Here is a 15,327-nt window from a genome sequence, read left to right on the forward strand (position 1 = left end):
GACAAAAACCGGGTTGCGATGTGGGAAAAATGTGCGGCAAATATATTGCGAAAATTACCAACATACTATATATTTAAGTATAGAGAACGTTTTCACTTTTATTTTTTTCACCAAAAAATGAATGATGATTCATTCAATGGTGTGAGGGGGGAACCGAAATGGCAAAACGCATTCGGCGCGCTGCGGTGCTTGGATCCGGCGTCATGGGGTCAGGCATTGCCGCCCATTTGGCGAACGTCGGCATTCCGACGCTGCTGTTGGACATTGTGCCGCGGGAATTGACGAAAGAGGAAGAAGCAAAAGGTTGGACGCTCGAGCATCGACAAGTGCGCAATCGCCTTGCTGATCAAGCGTTGCAAAAATTGCTGAAACAAAAACCAGCGCCGCTTATGACGAAAGACAACATTACGCTTATTGAAACGGGCAACTTTGAAGATGACTTCCATCGGCTCGCCGAAGTCGATTGGATTATTGAAGTCGTCGTCGAAAACCTCGACGTGAAAAAAAGCGTCTTCGCCCGCGTGGATGAAGTGCGGACGCCGGGGACGATCGTCAGCTCGAACACATCCGGCATTTCGATCGCCGCGATGGCGGAGGGGCGTTCGGATGATTTCAAAAAACACTTTTTAGGCACGCATTTCTTCAACCCGCCGCGCTATTTAAAGCTGCTTGAAATCATTCCGACGGAGCATACCGATCCGGATGTGGTCGCCTATATGAAAACGTTCGCCGAAGACGTGCTCGGCAAAGGCGTCGTGCTGGCGAAAGATACGCCGAACTTCATCGCCAACCGGATCGGCACGTACGGACTGCTTGTCACCGTCCGGGAGATGATGGAAGGCGGCTATAGCGTCGGCGAGGTTGATTCGGTGACGGGGCCGCTCATCGGCCGGCCGAAAAGCGCGACGTTCCGCACGCTCGATGTTGTCGGGCTCGATACGTTTGTCCATGTTGCCAACAACGTGTACGAAAACGTCGAGGGAGAGGAAAAAGAAGCGTTCCGCGTGCCGGAGTTTATGAACACGATGCTTGACAACGGCTGGCTCGGCAGCAAATCTGGACAAGGGTTTTTCCTCAAGCAAGGAAAAGACATTCTCGAGCTGAACTACGTCACGATGCAATACGAGCCGCGCAAAAAGCTCGTCACCCCGGCGGTGGAAATGGCGAAGCAGGCGAAAGGAACGGCCGCCAAGTTGCAAACGCTCGTCTACGCCGATGGCGACCGCGCCGGCACGCTTCTATGGAACATCATCGCGCCGACGCTTCTATATACGTCCGGGCTTGTCGGGGAGATCGCCGATGACATCGTGGCGATCGACCGGGCGATGAAGTGGGGGTTCGGCTGGGAGCAAGGACCGTTTGAACTGTGGGATGCGATCGGCCTTGAAAAATCGGTGCGCAAAATGCAGGCCGAAGGGCGCGACATTCCGGCGTGGATTACGGACATGCTCGCCGACGGAGCGACCTCGTTCTATCAAACGAAAAACGGCCAGCGGTTCTATTATGCGCCCGGCGGATATAAAACAGTAGAAGAGAGCGAAAAAGTCATCCACATCCGCCGGCTGAAAGAAACGCGCGGCGTCATCAAGAAAAACGCCGGTGCGAGCCTCATCGACCTCGGCGATGACGTGGCGCTTTTGGAGTTCCATTCGCCGAACAACGCGATCGGTGCGGACATCGTTTTCATGATCAACGAGGCGCTTGAGGAAGTGAACCGCAACTACAAAGGGCTGGTCATCGGCAACCAAGGGAAAAACTTCTGCGTCGGCGCGAACCTGGCGATGATGCTCATGGAAGCGCAGGACGAAAATTTCTTTGAACTCGAGCTAGCAGTCCGGCAGTTCCAGCAGGCGCTTTTGAAAATGAAATACAATCCGAAACCGGTTGTTGTGGCGCCGTTTGCTATGACGCTCGGCGGCGGGGCGGAAGTGAGCTTGGCGGCTTCGCGCATCCAAGCGGCGGCGGAAACATACATCGGGCTCGTCGAAGTCGGCGTCGGCTTGATTCCGGGCGGCGGCGGCAACAAGGAGCTGTACATCAAACGGTTGAACAGCCTGCCGAGCGGGACGGATGTCGACTATGTCAAAGTGGCGGCCAAAACGTTTGAAACGATCGCCATGGCGAAAGTGTCAACATCAGCGGCCGAAGCGCGCGAGCTTGGCTTTTTAAATGACCGCGACGGCATGACGATGAACGGTGATCATCTTCTTTACGAAGCGAAACAGGCGGTGCTCGCCTTATATGAAGACGGTTATCGCCCGCCTGTAAGGAGAAAAGTTCCGGTAGCCGGTGAAAGCGGCTATGCAGCCATGCTGCTTGGCGCGCAATCGATGTTCCATTCCGGCTACATTAGCGAGCACGATTTGAAAATCGCCAAAAAACTCGCGTACGTCTTGGCCGGCGGCCGCGTGCCATACGGGACGGAAGTGGATGAACAATACTTGCTCGACCTTGAGCGTGAAGCGTTCTTAAGCTTGATCGGCGAGCCGAAGACGCAAGCGAGAATGCAGCACATGCTTGTGAAAGGAAAACCGCTCCGCAACTAGGGCGGACGAATGTTAAGGGGGGATTGGCGTGAGAGAAGCGGTGATTGTCGCAGGAGCGCGCACACCGGTCGGGAAAGCGAAAAAAGGGACGCTCGCCCATGTGCGGCCGGACGATTTAGGGGCGCTTGTCGTCAAAGAAACGCTAAAACGGGCAGGAAACTATGACGGGAATATCGACGATCTAATTATCGGCTGCGCCATGCCGGAGGCGGAGCAAGGGCTGAACGTCGCCCGCAACATCGGGGCGCTCGCCGGGCTGCCGTATACGGTGCCGGCGATCACGATCAACCGGTATTGCTCGTCCGGATTGCAGGCGATCGCCTATGCGGCCGAACGGGTGATGCTCGGCCACTCCGATACGGTCATTGCCGGCGGGGTCGAATCGATGAGCATGGTGCCGATGATGGGCCATGTCGTCCGCCCGAACGCGCGTCTCGCTGAAGAAGCGCCGGAATATTACATGTCGATGGGACACACGGCGGAACAAGTGGCGAAAAAATACGGCGTCAGCCGCGAGGACCAAGATGCGTTTGCCGTGCGCAGCCATCAGCGGGCGGCGAACGCGCTGGCTGAGGGGAAATTTGATGAGGAAATCGTGCCGGTGGAAGTGACGGTGCGCAAAGTCGAAAACAACAAACTCGTCGAAGAGAAAGTGGTCTTTACGCAAGATGAAGGGGTGCGGCCGGACACGAACATGGAGACGCTCGCGAAACTGCGCCCGGCGTTTGCCGTCAACGGTACGGTCACAGCGGGCAACGCCTCGCAAATGAGCGATGGGGCTGCGGCGGTGATGGTCATGGACCGCGAAAAAGCGGAGTCGCTCGGCCTGAAGCCGCTCGGCAAGTTCCGTTCGTTCGCCGTCGCCGGCGTGCCGCCGGAAGTGATGGGGATCGGTCCGGTCGCGGCTGTGCCGAAAGCGTTGAAACTGGCCGGCCTTGAGCTGTCCGACATCGGCTTGATCGAGTTGAACGAAGCGTTTGCGTCCCAATCGATCCAAGTCATTCGCGAACTTGGGCTTGATGAGGACATCGTCAACGTCAACGGCGGGGCGATCGCCCTTGGCCATCCGCTCGGCTGCACGGGGGCGAAGCTGACGTTGTCGCTGCTTCATGAAATGCGGCGCCGCAACGTGCAATTTGGCATTGTCACGATGTGCATCGGCGGCGGCATGGGGGCCGCGGGCGTCTTTGAACTGCTGTAATGCGAAGCCAACGGAAATGTAACCGGGCGGCCGCGCCGCCCGGGCAATCACGATATTTGGGGGAGGAAACGAACGATGGCAAAAACGGTGGACAATGCGATTCAAGGCGGCAGCTTTTTAATTGAGGACATTCCGGCAGCACGCGTATTTACGCCGGAAGATTTCACCGACGAGCATCAAATGATCGCCAAAACAACGGAAGAGTACGTCAACAACGAAGTGCTTCCGCAGCTTGAGCATCTTGAAAACCATGAGTTTGACCGTTCGGTGAAACTGCTTCGCAAGGCGGGCGAACTCGGGCTGTTGAGCGCCGACATCCCGGAAGAGTACGGCGGCTTGGGGCTTGACAAAGTAAGCTCCGCCATCATTGCGGAAAATATGGCGCCGGCCGGCGGCTTTGCCATCTCGCACGGCGCGCACGTCGGCATCGGATCGCTGCCGATCGTCTTGTTCGGCACGGAAGAACAAAAACAAAAATATTTGCCGTATTTGGCCACGGGCGAGAAAATCGCCGCCTATGCTTTGACAGAACCGGGATCGGGTTCTGACGCCCTTGGCGCGAAAACGACGGCGAAATTGAACGCTGAAGGGACGCACTACATTTTAAACGGCGAAAAACAATGGATCACCAACTCCGGCTTCGCCGATGTGTTTGTCGTCTACGCGAAAGTAGACGGCCAGCATTTCACTGCGTTCATCGTTGAACGCGACTTCCCGGGCGTCTCAACCGGTCCGGAAGAAAAGAAAATGGGGATTAAAAGCTCGTCGACACGGACGCTCATTTTGCAAGATGTGCCGGTTCCGAAAGAAAACGTGCTCGGCGAAATCGGCAAAGGCCATGTCATCGCCTTCAACATTTTGAACATCGGCCGCTACAAACTCGGACTCGGGGCGGTCGGCGGGGCGAAACGGGCGCTTGAAATCACGCTGAAATACGCCAACCAACGTCAGCAATTCAAACGGCCGATTTCGCAGTTTACGCTGACGCAAGAAAAATTTGCGACGATGGCAGCGCGCTTGTATGCAGCGGAAAGCTCCGTCTACCGCACGGTCGGCTTGTTCGACGAACGGATGGGCTTGCTCGATGCGGAAAAGGCGAAAGACGGCAGAGAAATTGCCAAGTCCATCGCCGAATACGCGATCGAATGTTCGTTGAACAAGTTTTTCGCGACGGAAGTGCTCGATTATATCGTTGATGAAGGCGTGCAAATTCATGGCGGCTACGGCTTTATGCAAGAATATGAAATCGAGCGCGCCTACCGCGATTCGCGCATTAACCGCATTTTCGAAGGGACGAACGAAATCAACCGCCTGCTCGTGCCGGGCATGTATTTGAAAAAAGCGTTAAAAGGCGAACTGCCGCTCTTCCAAAAAGCGCAGCAGCTGCAGGAAGAGCTCATGATGATGACGGCCGAAGAACCGGGCTCCGGCGTGCTTGAACAAGAGAAATATTTGGTGCGCAACGCGAAAAAGATCGCCTTGATGGTCGCCGGCCTGGCAGCGCAAAAATACGGCCAACGGATCGAGGAAGAACAAGAAGTGCTTGTCAATATCGCTGACATCGTTTCCAACATTTATGGCATGGAATCGGCGCTTTTGCGCACAGAAAAAGCGATTCAAGCGGGCGGGGAAGAGAAAAACAAACAAAAAGTGTTGTATACGCAAATTTTCTGCCAAGAGGCGTTCAATAAAATCGAAGCCGATGCAAAAGAAACGCTCGTTGCTGTCGAGCAAGGCGACACGCTCCGGATGATGCTCGCCGCTCTCCGCCGGCTGACGCGCCATACGCCGATCAACGTGATCGCGAAAAAACGCGAAGCGGCGGCCGCCCTCATTGAAGCGGAACGGTATATTGTGTGATAATAAGAAGTACCAGGGCTGTCCTGGTACTTTTTTCTGTCAGAGGCGAAGGCCGAAGTGTCGACAAAGAGGGGGAGGCGCCGATAGCGGCGGCCAAGGGTGAATCCGCGAACAGTTGTAAAGGAGGGTAGCTATGGCGCTGACGTTGTATTGGTATCCGAAATGCGGGACGTGCCGGAAGGCGAAACGGTGGCTTGATGAGCACGGGATCGAGGTGCAAACGGTGCACCTTGTCGACGAGCCGCTGACGAAAGAGGAGCTGGCCCGCTTGCATCGCCAAAGCGGACTGCCGCTTAAAAAATTTTTCAATACAAGCGGGATGAAATATCGCGAGCTCGGATTAAAGGACAAGCTTGACGGCGCATCGGAGGAGGAGATGCTCGAGTGGCTCGCCTCGGACGGGATGTTAGTGAAACGGCCGATGTTAACGGATGGCGAACGGGTCATTGTCGGATTTCGCGAGCAAGCGTATGAGTCGTTTTTCGCCGGGCGTCTGTCGGCAGAAAGATAAAAATTTTCACCAAAATGAAATGAACTCAGTGAGTTTTTGTCGAAAATCGGTTATGATGAAAAAGAATACAATTTGTCGCAATGGAGGGATTCGATGAACACGCCAAAAGAACTTCGCTATTCTAAAGAGCACGAGTGGGTGCGCGTCGAAGGGGACAAAGTGCGCATCGGCATTACCGATTTTGCCCAATCAGAGCTTGGCGACATCGTGTTTGTCGAGCTGCCGGAAGTCGGAACGGAAATTACGGCGAATGAGCCGTTCGGCAGCGTCGAGTCGGTGAAAACCGTTTCGGAACTGTATGCGCCGATCAGCGGCACGGTCGTCGAAGTGAATGAAGCGTTAAACGACAACCCGGAATATGTGAATGAATCGCCGTATGAAAAAGCGTGGATGATTGTCGTTGAACCGAACGATTTAAGCGAAGTCGACAACTTGTTGACGGCTGAACAATACGAGGCGATGGTCAACGAAGGATAAACGTTCCTGCAATCTCCGCCTCCGATTTCGGGCACTCTATACATACCGGAACTTGATTGAAAAGGGGTGCTCCCGATGGCGCTGCAACGAACGCGCATCGATATTACGGACCGGGTGACCGGCAAGCTGAACGGCCGCTCGTTGGACTTGTACGAGGAAGGGGAGCTCATCGGGCGCTTTCCGCTTCCGGCGGCCGTCCAGTTGAAAAATGGGTATACCGAACAGAACGGAAAAATCTACAAAGATGTGACCGCTACCGTTGAACCGGACCAAAAATATGTCGATTGCGACGGGGAGGCGGGATGGTGTTAAAAGGCAACGGTGGATGGCCGTTGCTTTTTTTTCAACCTTTTGCCGGCGCAGGACATACAATATGGTATCCTTTTTGAAGTTAGGTGGGTCGGACATGCGACGGGCAGAAAAAGTGATTATCGTAGAAGGTCGATCAGATAAACAAAAAGTGGCGGCCGTGCTGAACGAACCGGTCGTCATTATTTGCACGAACGGCACGATCAGTGATGCGCGCCTTGAGGAGCTGGCTGATGAGCTGGAGGGCCAGGATGTATACGTGCTTGCGGACGCCGATGAGGCAGGGGAGAAGTTGCGTCGGCAGTTTCGCCGCATGTTTCCGGAGGCGGAACATATTTATATTGACCGGGCGTACCGCGAAGTGGCTGCCGCTCCGCCTTGGCATTTAGCCCAAGTGCTGCTGCGCGCGCATTTTGACGTCCGCATCGACTCGTTAATGAGAGGAAGAGGCGAGTGAAACCGATTGAACGAATAGAGGTCCAACGGACGGTGAGTGAGCAGCCGCTTATGGCTCTTTATTTGTATACTCCGCTGTGCGGCACGTGCCAGCTGGCGAAACGGATGTTGACGGTGGTTGAAGAGCTGTTTCCGGCGCTGCCGTTTTACGAAACAGACGTGAATTATATTCCGGAGCAAGCAGCCGTTTGGAAAATTGAAAGCGTTCCTTGCTTGCTTCTTTTTGTTGGCGGAACGATGGCCGGCAAATGGTATGCGTTTCATTCCGTCCCTTACTTGTATGAGGAAATTCAAGCTCGGTTGCCGCGCTGACTACCTGCCTTTTTTTGACGCCATTTGACATATTTCTTTGGAAATGACAAAAATAGCGTTGGTTCGCCACAATGACTGTCGAGATTTTTGTAAAGGATTCCTCCCCCTCTGTATGGAAATAAAGGGAACAAAGGGAGATGGGGGGATGGTCAATGGAAGTGCGTCAGTTAGTGGGACAGTTCATGGAACGGATGCAAATGTTGCGCCATTTATTGCCGATTTTGCCGGATGAGCAATTGTGTGTGCGCTTTGAGAGTGAAGAAGGCGTCGCTTTGCTGACGATCGGCAAGGAGCCGGCTGCCGCAGCAAGCGAAAAGGACGAACGAAACACGTTAACGGTGCGCGGCTCAACGAAAGCGCTTGAGTCGTTGCTGAGCGGCGAGCTGAAGCTGCAGCAGCTCGTCCGGCTGCAGGAAGTGTACGTATCGGGAAGCTTTCGCCATATGTTGTTGCTGGAATCGCTCCTCCATTTGGCCAAGCCGTATCGTCATGTTGGGTAAAAAATTTGTTGACACTGTTCGACATCCAATGATACAATCACACTCGTAATCAATTGAATAGGCGATTGTTGCGCTCTTATCAAGAGAGGTGGAGGGATGTGCCCAATGAAGCCCGGCAACCGTCAGCGCGTCCGCTGAAAAGGTGCCAATTCACACAAAGCGGCCTGCTTTGGGAGATAAGAGACGGAATGGTAGATAATACCTTTCTGTTCTCTGCGGGCAGAAAGGTTTTCTTTTGCGCTCCGCCGCCTTGAGAGGAAGGAAGGTGAAACGATGATTACACTTGAACAAGTGACGAAAATTTATCATGCGGCGAATGGATCGGTGACAGCTGTCGACAACGTGTCGCTCGACATTCGTGAAGGGGAAATTTTCGGCATTATCGGTTACAGCGGTGCGGGGAAAAGTTCGCTCATCCGGCTGTTAAACGGGCTCGAAAAGCCGACGAGCGGCCAGGTGATCGTCGCCGGCCGCGATATGGCGCGCATTAAAGGACGGGAGCTGCGCAAGGCGCGCCAAGAAATCGGGATGATTTTTCAGCACTTCAACTTGCTTTGGTCGCGGACGGTGCGGGAAAATATCGCCTTTCCGCTTGAGATTGCCGGCGTTCCGAAAGACGAGCGGCAAAAGCGGGTCGATGAGCTCATCGAGCTTGTCGGGCTTGCCGGGCGGGAAGATGCGTATCCGTCGCAGCTAAGCGGCGGGCAAAAACAGCGGGTCGGCATTGCCCGTGCGCTCGCCAACAACCCGAAAGTATTGCTTTGCGATGAGGCGACATCGGCATTGGATCCGCAAACGACGGACGCGATTTTGGATTTGCTTGTCGATATTAACAAGCGGCTCGGACTGACGATCGTGCTGATTACGCACGAGATGCACGTCATCCGTAAAATTTGCGACCGCGTGGCAGTGATGGAGAGCGGCAAAATCGTCGAGCAAGGCGAAGTGCTGCACGTCTTCCGCAACCCGCAGCAGCCGATTACGAAACGGTTCGTCAAGCAGTTGGTCGAACCAGAGGAAACGGAAGAAGCGGTTTCCCATTTGTTTGGCCAATACCCGAACGGGGCGATCGCGCAGTTGACGTTTGTCGGCGAGGCGGCCGGCCAGCCGCTCATCACGCAAGTCGTGCGGCAGTTTGCCGTGGACATGAACATTTTGCAAGGGAAAATTTCACAAACCCATCAAGGCGCCTACGGCGTGCTGTTTGTGCACATCGACGGCGCGGCGGATGAAATCGCCCGGGCGCTTGACTATATTCGCAGCCAGCAAGTGGCGGTGGAGGTGATTCACGATGCTCGCTAACCTCCTGCCGAACGTGCAATGGGAGACGATGTGGGCGGCGACGGTTGAGACGTTGTACATGACCGGAATGGCGGTCGCGGCGACGTTCGTCTTCGGGGTCGTTCTCGGACTGCTTTTATTTTTAACGGCAAAGGGAAACCTATGGGAGAACCGGTTGGCCAATATGGTCATTGCTGCGTTTGTGAATATTTTCCGTTCTATTCCGTTCATTATTTTAATTATTTTGCTTATTCCATTTACCAAATGGCTCGTCGGGACGATGCTCGGAGCCAACGCGGCGCTGCCGGCGCTCATCATTGGCGCGGCTCCGTTTTACGCCCGCATGGTCGAGATCGCTCTCCGCGAAATTGACAAAGGGGTCATTGAAGCGGCGAAGGCGATGGGCGCCTCGACGTGGACGATCATTTGGAAAGTGCTGCTGCCTGAATCGCTCCCGGCGCTTGTCTCCGGGATTACCGTCACCGCTGTGTCGCTTGTCGGCTATACGGCGATGGCCGGCGTTGTCGGCGCCGGCGGGCTTGGGAACTTGGCGTATTTGGAAGGGTTCCAGCGCAGCCATAACGATGTGACGTTTGTCGCGACCGTTTTGGTGCTCATCATCGTCTTTGTCATTCAGTGGATCGGTGACTTTGTCACTTCGAAAATTGATAAACGATAAAGGAGGAAGAAACAAATGAAAAAATGGCTTGGCGCTCTGTTGGCCGCCCTCTTGGTGTTTGCGTTAGCAGCGTGCGGCGGCAACAACAATGATGAAAACGCCGCTGGCGAGGACAAAGGCGGCGGATTGGTCAAACTGAAAGTCGGCGCGTCGAACGTGCCGCATGCGGAAATTTTGGAACAAGCGAAGCCAATGTTGAAAGAAAAAGGCATCGATTTGGAAATTATCACGTTCCAAGACTACATTTTGCCAAACAAAGTGTTGGCGGACAAAGAAATTGACGCTAACTACTTCCAACACATTCCGTATTTAGAATCGCAAATGAAAGAGCATGGCTATGATTTCGTCAACGCTGGCGGCATCCATATCGAGCCGATCGGCTTGTACTCGAAAAAATATAAAAGCATCGAAGAGCTGCCGGATGGCGCAACGATCATTATGAGCAACTCGGTCGCCGACCATGGCCGCATTTTGTCGATGCTTCAAGAAAAAGGGCTCATTAAGCTGAAAGAAGGCGTTGACAAAACGAAAGCGACGGTCAACGACATCGTGGAAAACCCGAAACACTTAACGTTTAAAGCGGATGTCGACGCTGGATTGCTGCCGCAAATTTATCAAAACGGCGAAGGCGATGCCGTGTTGATCAACGCCAACTACGCGCTTGACGCCGGCTTGGATCCGGCGAAGGACCCGATCGCCGTCGAATCGCCGAAAGACAACCCGTATGTCAACATTGTGGCGGTGCGCAAAGGCGATGAAAACCGGAAAGAAATCAAAACGTTGGTGGAAGTGCTGCAGTCGAAAGAAATTCAAGACTTCATTAAGGAAAAATATAAAGGCGCCGTCATTCCGGCCGCTGGACAATAAGGCCGGCTGGAAAGACGCAAAATACAGCGGCTTTGATACGCAAGCCATAAGCAAAGAGGGTGTCCCGAAAGAACCGGGACACCCTCTTTCTTCACTATATATACGCACTGACTGCTTCTGCCGCACTATATGTTATGCCTATCTTGAAGGAAGACGACCTTTTGGGTCCGCCCCTTATTTTTTCAGCAGCCGCTCCAAGACGGCGGCAAGAAGCACGATGATGAGGCCGTTTTGGATCGCGATGACCGCTGCGGCGCTTAGCAGCCCGTCTCCTGATTCATTCAAGGCGTTGGCGATGGCGATCCATAGCAGAACGGAGCCGATGACGGTCAAAAGAAACAATGTCACCCATTTCCCCAACGAGTTCTCCCCTTTTCTTCCTTCTTTTTTATCTTAATTAGGCGAGAAGACTCCCACTTCAACGAAGCGAAGCGGAGTAAGTGGGAGATGAATCGCCTTAACTATATTTTGTTGAAAATAGGATAGATTCAGTAAAATATAGTATCATATAGTTAGATGGGAGGTGAAAACATGTATTTTTGTATCAAACAACAGCTAAATGGTTTGACCAAAGAAGAATACTTGACTCTTCGAGAACTGTGCCATATTGCCAAGAACATGTACAACGTCGGATTGTACAATGTCAGACAATACTATTTTGAACACAAGGAATTTCTTAATTATGAGAAAAACGATCATCTTGCAAAAACTAACGAAAACTATAAGCTGTTAAACAGCAACATGGCACAGCAAATTTTAAAAAAGGTCAATGAAGCCTTTAAATCTTTCTTTAGTTTGATCAGTCTTGCCAAACAAGGAAAATATGACTACAAGGCTATCAGTATTCCAAAATATCTTAAAAAAGATGGCTTTCATTCACTGATCATTGGCCAGATTCGTATAGACGGCAACAAATTCACGATACCGTATTCTCGCCTATTTAAAAAGACTCACAAGCCTATCACGATAACGATTCCGCCTGTGTTGCTGGACAAAAAGATTAAGCAGATTGAAATCATTCCTAAGCATCATGCCAGGTTCTTTGAGATTCAGTACAAATATGAAATGCCTGAAGATCAAAGAGAATTAAATGACCAAAAAGCACTGGCCATTGATTTAGGATTAAACAATCTTGCCACTTGTGTCACATCAGACGGCAGATCATTCATCATTGATGGGCGGAGATTAAAAAGTATAAATCAATGGTTTAACAAAGAAAATGCCAGACTTCAAAGCATAAAAGATAAGCAAAAAATCAAAGGCACGACTCGTAAACAGGCGTTGCTTGCTATGAATCGCAATAATAAAGTGAATGATTATATCAACAAGACTTGCCGTTACATCATTAACTACTGTATTGAAAATCAAATTGGCAAACTTGTCATTGGCTATGCGGAAACATTACAACGCAATATTAATCTAGGAAAAAAGACAAATCAAAACTTTGTCAATATTCCTCTCGGTAACATAAAAGAAAAACTAGAATATCTTTGTGAATTTTACGGCATTGAATTCTTGAAACAGGAAGAATCATATACGTCTCAAGCCAGCTTTTTTGACGGCGATGAGATTCCTGAATATAATGCCGACAATCCAAAAGAATATAAGTTCAGCGGCAAACGTATTAAGCGCGGCTTGTATCGAACAAAGTCTGGCAAACTAATTAATGCTGATGTCAATGGCGCATTAAACATCTTAAAGAAAAGTAAAGCTGTAGACCTGAGTGTCTTATGCTCTAGCGGCGAAGTGGACACGCCTCAAAGAATAAGGATTGCTTGAAGCAGTCAAACTTCTTTGGAAGCCCCCACTTCAAATTTTCGCTAGAAAATTAAGTGGGGGTAGTTCACCAGTGAAGTTGTCGACGATTTCCTTCCCGATTCCACGGGCACGCTACGACATCGGCACTTGCGGGATGATTTTCCCTTCAATGCGTTCAAAAATGTCTTCCAGGCTGGGCCCGGTGATCGTCAACCCATGGTTTTTCAAGCCGATGACCGCCCGCGAAGGCTGTTCTGACTCCCGCACAAGTCTAGCGACGGTTTGGGCGAGCTCAATCGTTCCGCACGGGTAGTTGATTTCCGTCGCTTTCACCCCGTCCATCCAGGCGTGAATGTGGACGATGGCCCCGACTTCCGGGTGTTCGCGGTAAATCATCCAATGTTCGATCGCATCGACCGATGCCCGTTTTGGCGTGATATTGGGCGGGACGCTCACTCTCATGGCGTTTTTCTTATCGTCATATCCGCGGATTAAGAGAAAGTCTTGTCCCACTTTCTTCATATCCGCCTTATTAATCCCGCTTGCGCTCATCCAAAAGCTCTCGCCGTCCCGCCGGGCGCTCAAGTTGCCGTAGCTGAGGCCGCCGATCCCGTAAAGCTTTTTCAGGTGGCGCAAATCGCGAGGGGTAAGGTACTCCTCGAGCGGGAACGGGGCAGGAAGCAAATTCATGCGGTCGAGTTTTTTGCCGGCCTCGCTTAATGAGTTTGTCACGTCATCGCCGTTCCACAGTTCCTCGGGAAGGTCGTCGTAAAAATCGTTGTCGATGACGAGCCGCGAGGCGGCGAGAGGCTCCAACCGCTCGTATATGCGCCGGAAAAGCGCCTCTTCTTCCCCTTTTTGATAAGTCAGTTTGTAAAACCCTTGTTCAGGGGTGAGAAAATAAATGTCCGTCGTCCCGTCGCTGGTGTGTAAAATATAAAGTAAATGGTTGGCCAACGAGCGAATCAAATACGGGTAAGCGGACCGATGAACGTCGTCCGGCGTTTCCTTCGCCTCCATCACGGAGACGACGAACGTTGCCTGCGCCTTTCTCCGGTAAGGGCGAGGCCGTTCGGGGTCGATGAAATGAAACACGACTTTAACGAAGTCTTCGGGGATGCAAGCGTACGTATAGCCGTTGGCGATAAATGTTTCCTTCATTCCGTCCGCAAGCCAATGAAGGAAAGGAGTTGGCTTCTCTCCGCTGATCGTAAATGTCTTCATGTTTCCTCCTCCGACGATGGCATATTATGGTTCGAACACTGCTTTGATGACCGGCCCTTTCCCTTTGTAAATCACCGTCCGCAGCGCCTCTTGATAGTTTTCCAATGGAAAGCGATGGGTGATTAACGGAGACAGATCGACTTTCCCTTTTTGCATGAGGTTGATGGCGATTTGCAACGTTCTCCTTTTTCTTCCTTCGTATTCGTCGACTCCATAAGCAAAACTCCCTTTGACATTCAGTTCGTTCAGCCAGACGGTGACGCTCGTGCAAGAATGCATCCGCGAACTGCGGACGACTCATTAGGCTCCGGCAATGGGGTCTTTTTTCTTTGTAAAAGCTCGTACAAACAGGCCGTTTTCGTGTAAAATATAAAAAGCGCTGTCCATTTCCCGCCTTTTTAGGTTTATTGCATGTACATAGTGGAAAAGGCAGCAGAAAAGTTGCGAATACTTTTCATTTGTTATAAGATTATAATGAGAATAAAATGAGAATGGACGATCGCTAGGGCAAAAGCGAGCTGACATTATTTTTATGCAAAAACTGGAGGTATGCTTTATGGCCGTATTAACGATTCAAAATCTCCACGTATCGGTGGAAGGGAAGGAAATTTTAAAAGGGGTTGACTTGGAAGTTAAAGGCGGGGAAATTCACGCCATTATGGGTCCGAACGGAACGGGGAAATCAACGCTGTCATCGGCCATTATGGGCCATCCGAAATATGAGGTGACGGAAGGGACGATTACGCTCGACGGCCAGAACGTTCTCGAGATGGAGGTCGATGAGCGGGCGCGCGCCGGTTTGTTTTTGGCGATGCAATACCCGAGCGAAATCAGCGGGGTGACGAACGCCGACTTTTTGCGCGCTGCGATCAACGCCCGGCTTGGCGAGGGCAACGAAATTTCGCTCATGAAATTTATCCGCAAGCTCGATGAAAAAATGGCGTTTCTCGAAATGAACCCGGATATGGCGCACCGTTATTTGAACGAAGGGTTCTCGGGCGGGGAGAAAAAGCGGAACGAAATTTTGCAGCTGATGATGCTTGAGCCGAAAATCGCCATTTTGGACGAAATCGACTCCGGGTTGGATATTGACGCGTTAAAGATCGTCGCCAAAGGCATTAACGAAATGCGCAGCAGCGAATTCGGCTGTTTGATCATCACCCACTACCAACGGCTGTTAAACTACATCACTCCGGACTATGTGCACGTCATGATGCAAGGGCGCATCGTGAAATCGGGCGGTCCGGAACTGGCGCAGCGGCTTGAGGCGGAAGGGTACGACTGGATTAAAAAAGAGCTCGGCATCGAAGACGAAACGGTCGGACAAGAAGCGTAAGCGTTAGGAG

17 protein-coding genes and 1 riboswitch are annotated in these 15,327 nt (G+C 51.9%); of the genes, 14 read left to right on the forward strand and 3 right to left on the reverse strand.

Annotated features, from left to right (window positions below; all coding sequences use genetic code 11):
* Nucleotides 1-158: 158 nt before the first annotated feature.
* From GS3922_RS01155 to GS3922_RS01210, 12 genes are all read left to right on the forward strand, one after another.
* A complete protein-coding gene (locus tag GS3922_RS01155; protein ID WP_063164821.1) occupies nt 159-2,546 on the forward strand; it encodes a 3-hydroxyacyl-CoA dehydrogenase/enoyl-CoA hydratase family protein in 2,388 nt (795 codons plus the stop codon).
* Nucleotides 2,547-2,574: 28 nt separating this feature from the next.
* Complete coding sequence (locus GS3922_RS01160; RefSeq protein WP_063164822.1) at nt 2,575-3,747, forward strand: acetyl-CoA C-acetyltransferase; 1,173 nt, start codon at nt 2,575-2,577, stop codon at nt 3,745-3,747.
* A 75-nt stretch (nt 3,748-3,822) separates the two neighbouring features.
* The gene (locus GS3922_RS01165) at nt 3,823-5,607 is read left to right on the forward strand and encodes an acyl-CoA dehydrogenase family protein (protein ID WP_063164823.1); all 1,785 of its coding nucleotides are present in this window, start codon (nt 3,823-3,825) and stop codon (nt 5,605-5,607) included.
* Nucleotides 5,608-5,740: 133 nt separating this feature from the next.
* On the forward strand, nt 5,741-6,118 hold the full coding sequence (locus GS3922_RS01170; protein WP_063164824.1) for an arsenate reductase family protein: 378 nt from the start codon (nt 5,741-5,743) through the stop codon (nt 6,116-6,118).
* Nucleotides 6,119-6,211: 93 nt separating this feature from the next.
* Complete coding sequence (gene gcvH / locus GS3922_RS01175; protein ID WP_063164825.1) at nt 6,212-6,595, forward strand: glycine cleavage system protein GcvH; 384 nt, start codon at nt 6,212-6,214, stop codon at nt 6,593-6,595.
* A 75-nt stretch (nt 6,596-6,670) separates the two neighbouring features.
* Nucleotides 6,671-6,907, forward strand: a complete 237-nt coding sequence (locus GS3922_RS01180) for a YusG family protein (RefSeq protein WP_063164826.1) — start codon at nt 6,671-6,673, stop codon at nt 6,905-6,907.
* 94 nt (nt 6,908-7,001) lie between these two features.
* Nucleotides 7,002-7,361 (forward strand): toprim domain-containing protein, encoded by a 360-nt coding sequence (locus GS3922_RS01185; protein ID WP_063164827.1) that lies wholly within the window; start codon nt 7,002-7,004, stop codon nt 7,359-7,361.
* On the forward strand, nt 7,358-7,672 hold the full coding sequence (locus tag GS3922_RS01190; RefSeq protein WP_063164828.1) for a thioredoxin family protein: 315 nt from the start codon (nt 7,358-7,360) through the stop codon (nt 7,670-7,672). The genes GS3922_RS01185 and GS3922_RS01190 overlap by 4 nt, the downstream gene beginning before the upstream one ends.
* A 152-nt stretch (nt 7,673-7,824) precedes the next feature.
* Nucleotides 7,825-8,172: a sterol-binding protein gene (locus GS3922_RS01195; RefSeq protein ID WP_063164829.1), complete on the forward strand. Its 348-nt coding sequence runs from the start codon at nt 7,825-7,827 to the stop codon at nt 8,170-8,172.
* Between the two features lie 73 nt (nt 8,173-8,245).
* Nucleotides 8,246-8,355: riboswitch (SAM riboswitch) on the forward strand.
* 90 nt (nt 8,356-8,445) lie between these two features.
* Entirely contained in the window at nt 8,446-9,474 is a 1,029-nt protein-coding gene (locus GS3922_RS01200; RefSeq protein WP_063164830.1) for a methionine ABC transporter ATP-binding protein, read from the forward strand.
* Complete coding sequence (locus GS3922_RS01205) at nt 9,464-10,132, forward strand: methionine ABC transporter permease (RefSeq protein WP_063164831.1); 669 nt, start codon at nt 9,464-9,466, stop codon at nt 10,130-10,132. Before GS3922_RS01200 ends, GS3922_RS01205 begins: the two co-directional genes overlap by 11 nt.
* A gap of 15 nt (nt 10,133-10,147) precedes the next feature.
* Nucleotides 10,148-10,999 (forward strand): MetQ/NlpA family ABC transporter substrate-binding protein, encoded by an 852-nt coding sequence (locus GS3922_RS01210; protein ID WP_063164832.1) that lies wholly within the window; start codon nt 10,148-10,150, stop codon nt 10,997-10,999.
* A gap of 174 nt (nt 11,000-11,173) precedes the next feature.
* Here the strand turns inward: GS3922_RS01210 and GS3922_RS01215 are convergent, their stop codons facing one another.
* Nucleotides 11,174-11,359, reverse strand: coding sequence for a hypothetical protein (locus GS3922_RS01215; protein ID WP_063164833.1), 186 nt, complete (start codon nt 11,357-11,359; stop codon nt 11,174-11,176).
* Between the two features lie 171 nt (nt 11,360-11,530).
* On the opposite strand from GS3922_RS01215, the gene GS3922_RS01220 reads away from it, so the two are divergent.
* On the forward strand, nt 11,531-12,778 hold the full coding sequence (locus GS3922_RS01220; RefSeq protein ID WP_063164834.1) for an RNA-guided endonuclease InsQ/TnpB family protein: 1,248 nt from the start codon (nt 11,531-11,533) through the stop codon (nt 12,776-12,778).
* 111 nt (nt 12,779-12,889) lie between these two features.
* Here GS3922_RS01220 and GS3922_RS01225 read toward each other — a convergent pair whose 3' ends face one another.
* Nucleotides 12,890-13,981, reverse strand: a complete 1,092-nt coding sequence (locus tag GS3922_RS01225; protein ID WP_063164835.1) for a class II aldolase/adducin family protein — start codon at nt 13,979-13,981, stop codon at nt 12,890-12,892.
* Between the two features lie 24 nt (nt 13,982-14,005).
* Entirely contained in the window at nt 14,006-14,260 is a 255-nt protein-coding gene (locus GS3922_RS01230) for a hypothetical protein (RefSeq protein WP_063164836.1), read from the reverse strand.
* Between the two features lie 277 nt (nt 14,261-14,537).
* Here GS3922_RS01230 and sufC point away from each other — a divergent pair, with 277 nt between their 5' ends.
* Nucleotides 14,538-15,317 carry a Fe-S cluster assembly ATPase SufC gene (gene sufC, locus GS3922_RS01235; protein WP_063164837.1) on the forward strand — a complete coding sequence of 260 codons (780 nt, stop codon included), beginning with the start codon at nt 14,538-14,540 and terminating at the stop codon, nt 15,315-15,317.
* Nucleotides 15,318-15,327 lie beyond the last annotated feature (10 nt).

The sequence above is a fragment of the Geobacillus subterraneus genome (genome assembly GCF_001618685.1).
In the GTDB taxonomy this organism is placed as follows: domain Bacteria; phylum Bacillota; class Bacilli; order Bacillales; family Anoxybacillaceae; genus Geobacillus; species Geobacillus subterraneus.

Bases quoted from the DNA above. Each gene is read 5' to 3' on its own strand.
- GS3922_RS01220 (WP_063164834.1), top strand. From the start codon at position 11,531: ATGTATTTTTGTATCAAACAACAGCTAAATGGTTTGACCAAAGAAGAA.
- GS3922_RS01195 (WP_063164829.1), top strand. From the start codon at position 7,825: ATGGAAGTGCGTCAGTTAGTGGGACAGTTCATGGAACGGATGCAAATG.
- GS3922_RS01210 (WP_063164832.1), top strand. From the start codon at position 10,148: ATGAAAAAATGGCTTGGCGCTCTGTTGGCCGCCCTCTTGGTGTTTGCG.
- GS3922_RS01225 (WP_063164835.1), bottom strand. From the start codon at position 13,981: ATGAAGACATTTACGATCAGCGGAGAGAAGCCAACTCCTTTCCTTCAT.
- GS3922_RS01200 (WP_063164830.1), top strand. From the start codon at position 8,446: ATGATTACACTTGAACAAGTGACGAAAATTTATCATGCGGCGAATGGA.
- GS3922_RS01165 (WP_063164823.1), top strand. From the start codon at position 3,823: ATGGCAAAAACGGTGGACAATGCGATTCAAGGCGGCAGCTTTTTAATT.
- GS3922_RS01170 (WP_063164824.1), top strand. From the start codon at position 5,741: ATGGCGCTGACGTTGTATTGGTATCCGAAATGCGGGACGTGCCGGAAG.
- GS3922_RS01205 (WP_063164831.1), top strand. From the start codon at position 9,464: ATGCTCGCTAACCTCCTGCCGAACGTGCAATGGGAGACGATGTGGGCG.
- GS3922_RS01180 (WP_063164826.1), top strand. From the start codon at position 6,671: ATGGCGCTGCAACGAACGCGCATCGATATTACGGACCGGGTGACCGGC.
- gcvH (WP_063164825.1), top strand. From the start codon at position 6,212: ATGAACACGCCAAAAGAACTTCGCTATTCTAAAGAGCACGAGTGGGTG.
- GS3922_RS01155 (WP_063164821.1), top strand. From the start codon at position 159: ATGGCAAAACGCATTCGGCGCGCTGCGGTGCTTGGATCCGGCGTCATG.
- sufC (WP_063164837.1), top strand. From the start codon at position 14,538: ATGGCCGTATTAACGATTCAAAATCTCCACGTATCGGTGGAAGGGAAG.
- GS3922_RS01230 (WP_063164836.1), bottom strand. From the start codon at position 14,260: ATGCATTCTTGCACGAGCGTCACCGTCTGGCTGAACGAACTGAATGTC.
- GS3922_RS01185 (WP_063164827.1), top strand. From the start codon at position 7,002: ATGCGACGGGCAGAAAAAGTGATTATCGTAGAAGGTCGATCAGATAAA.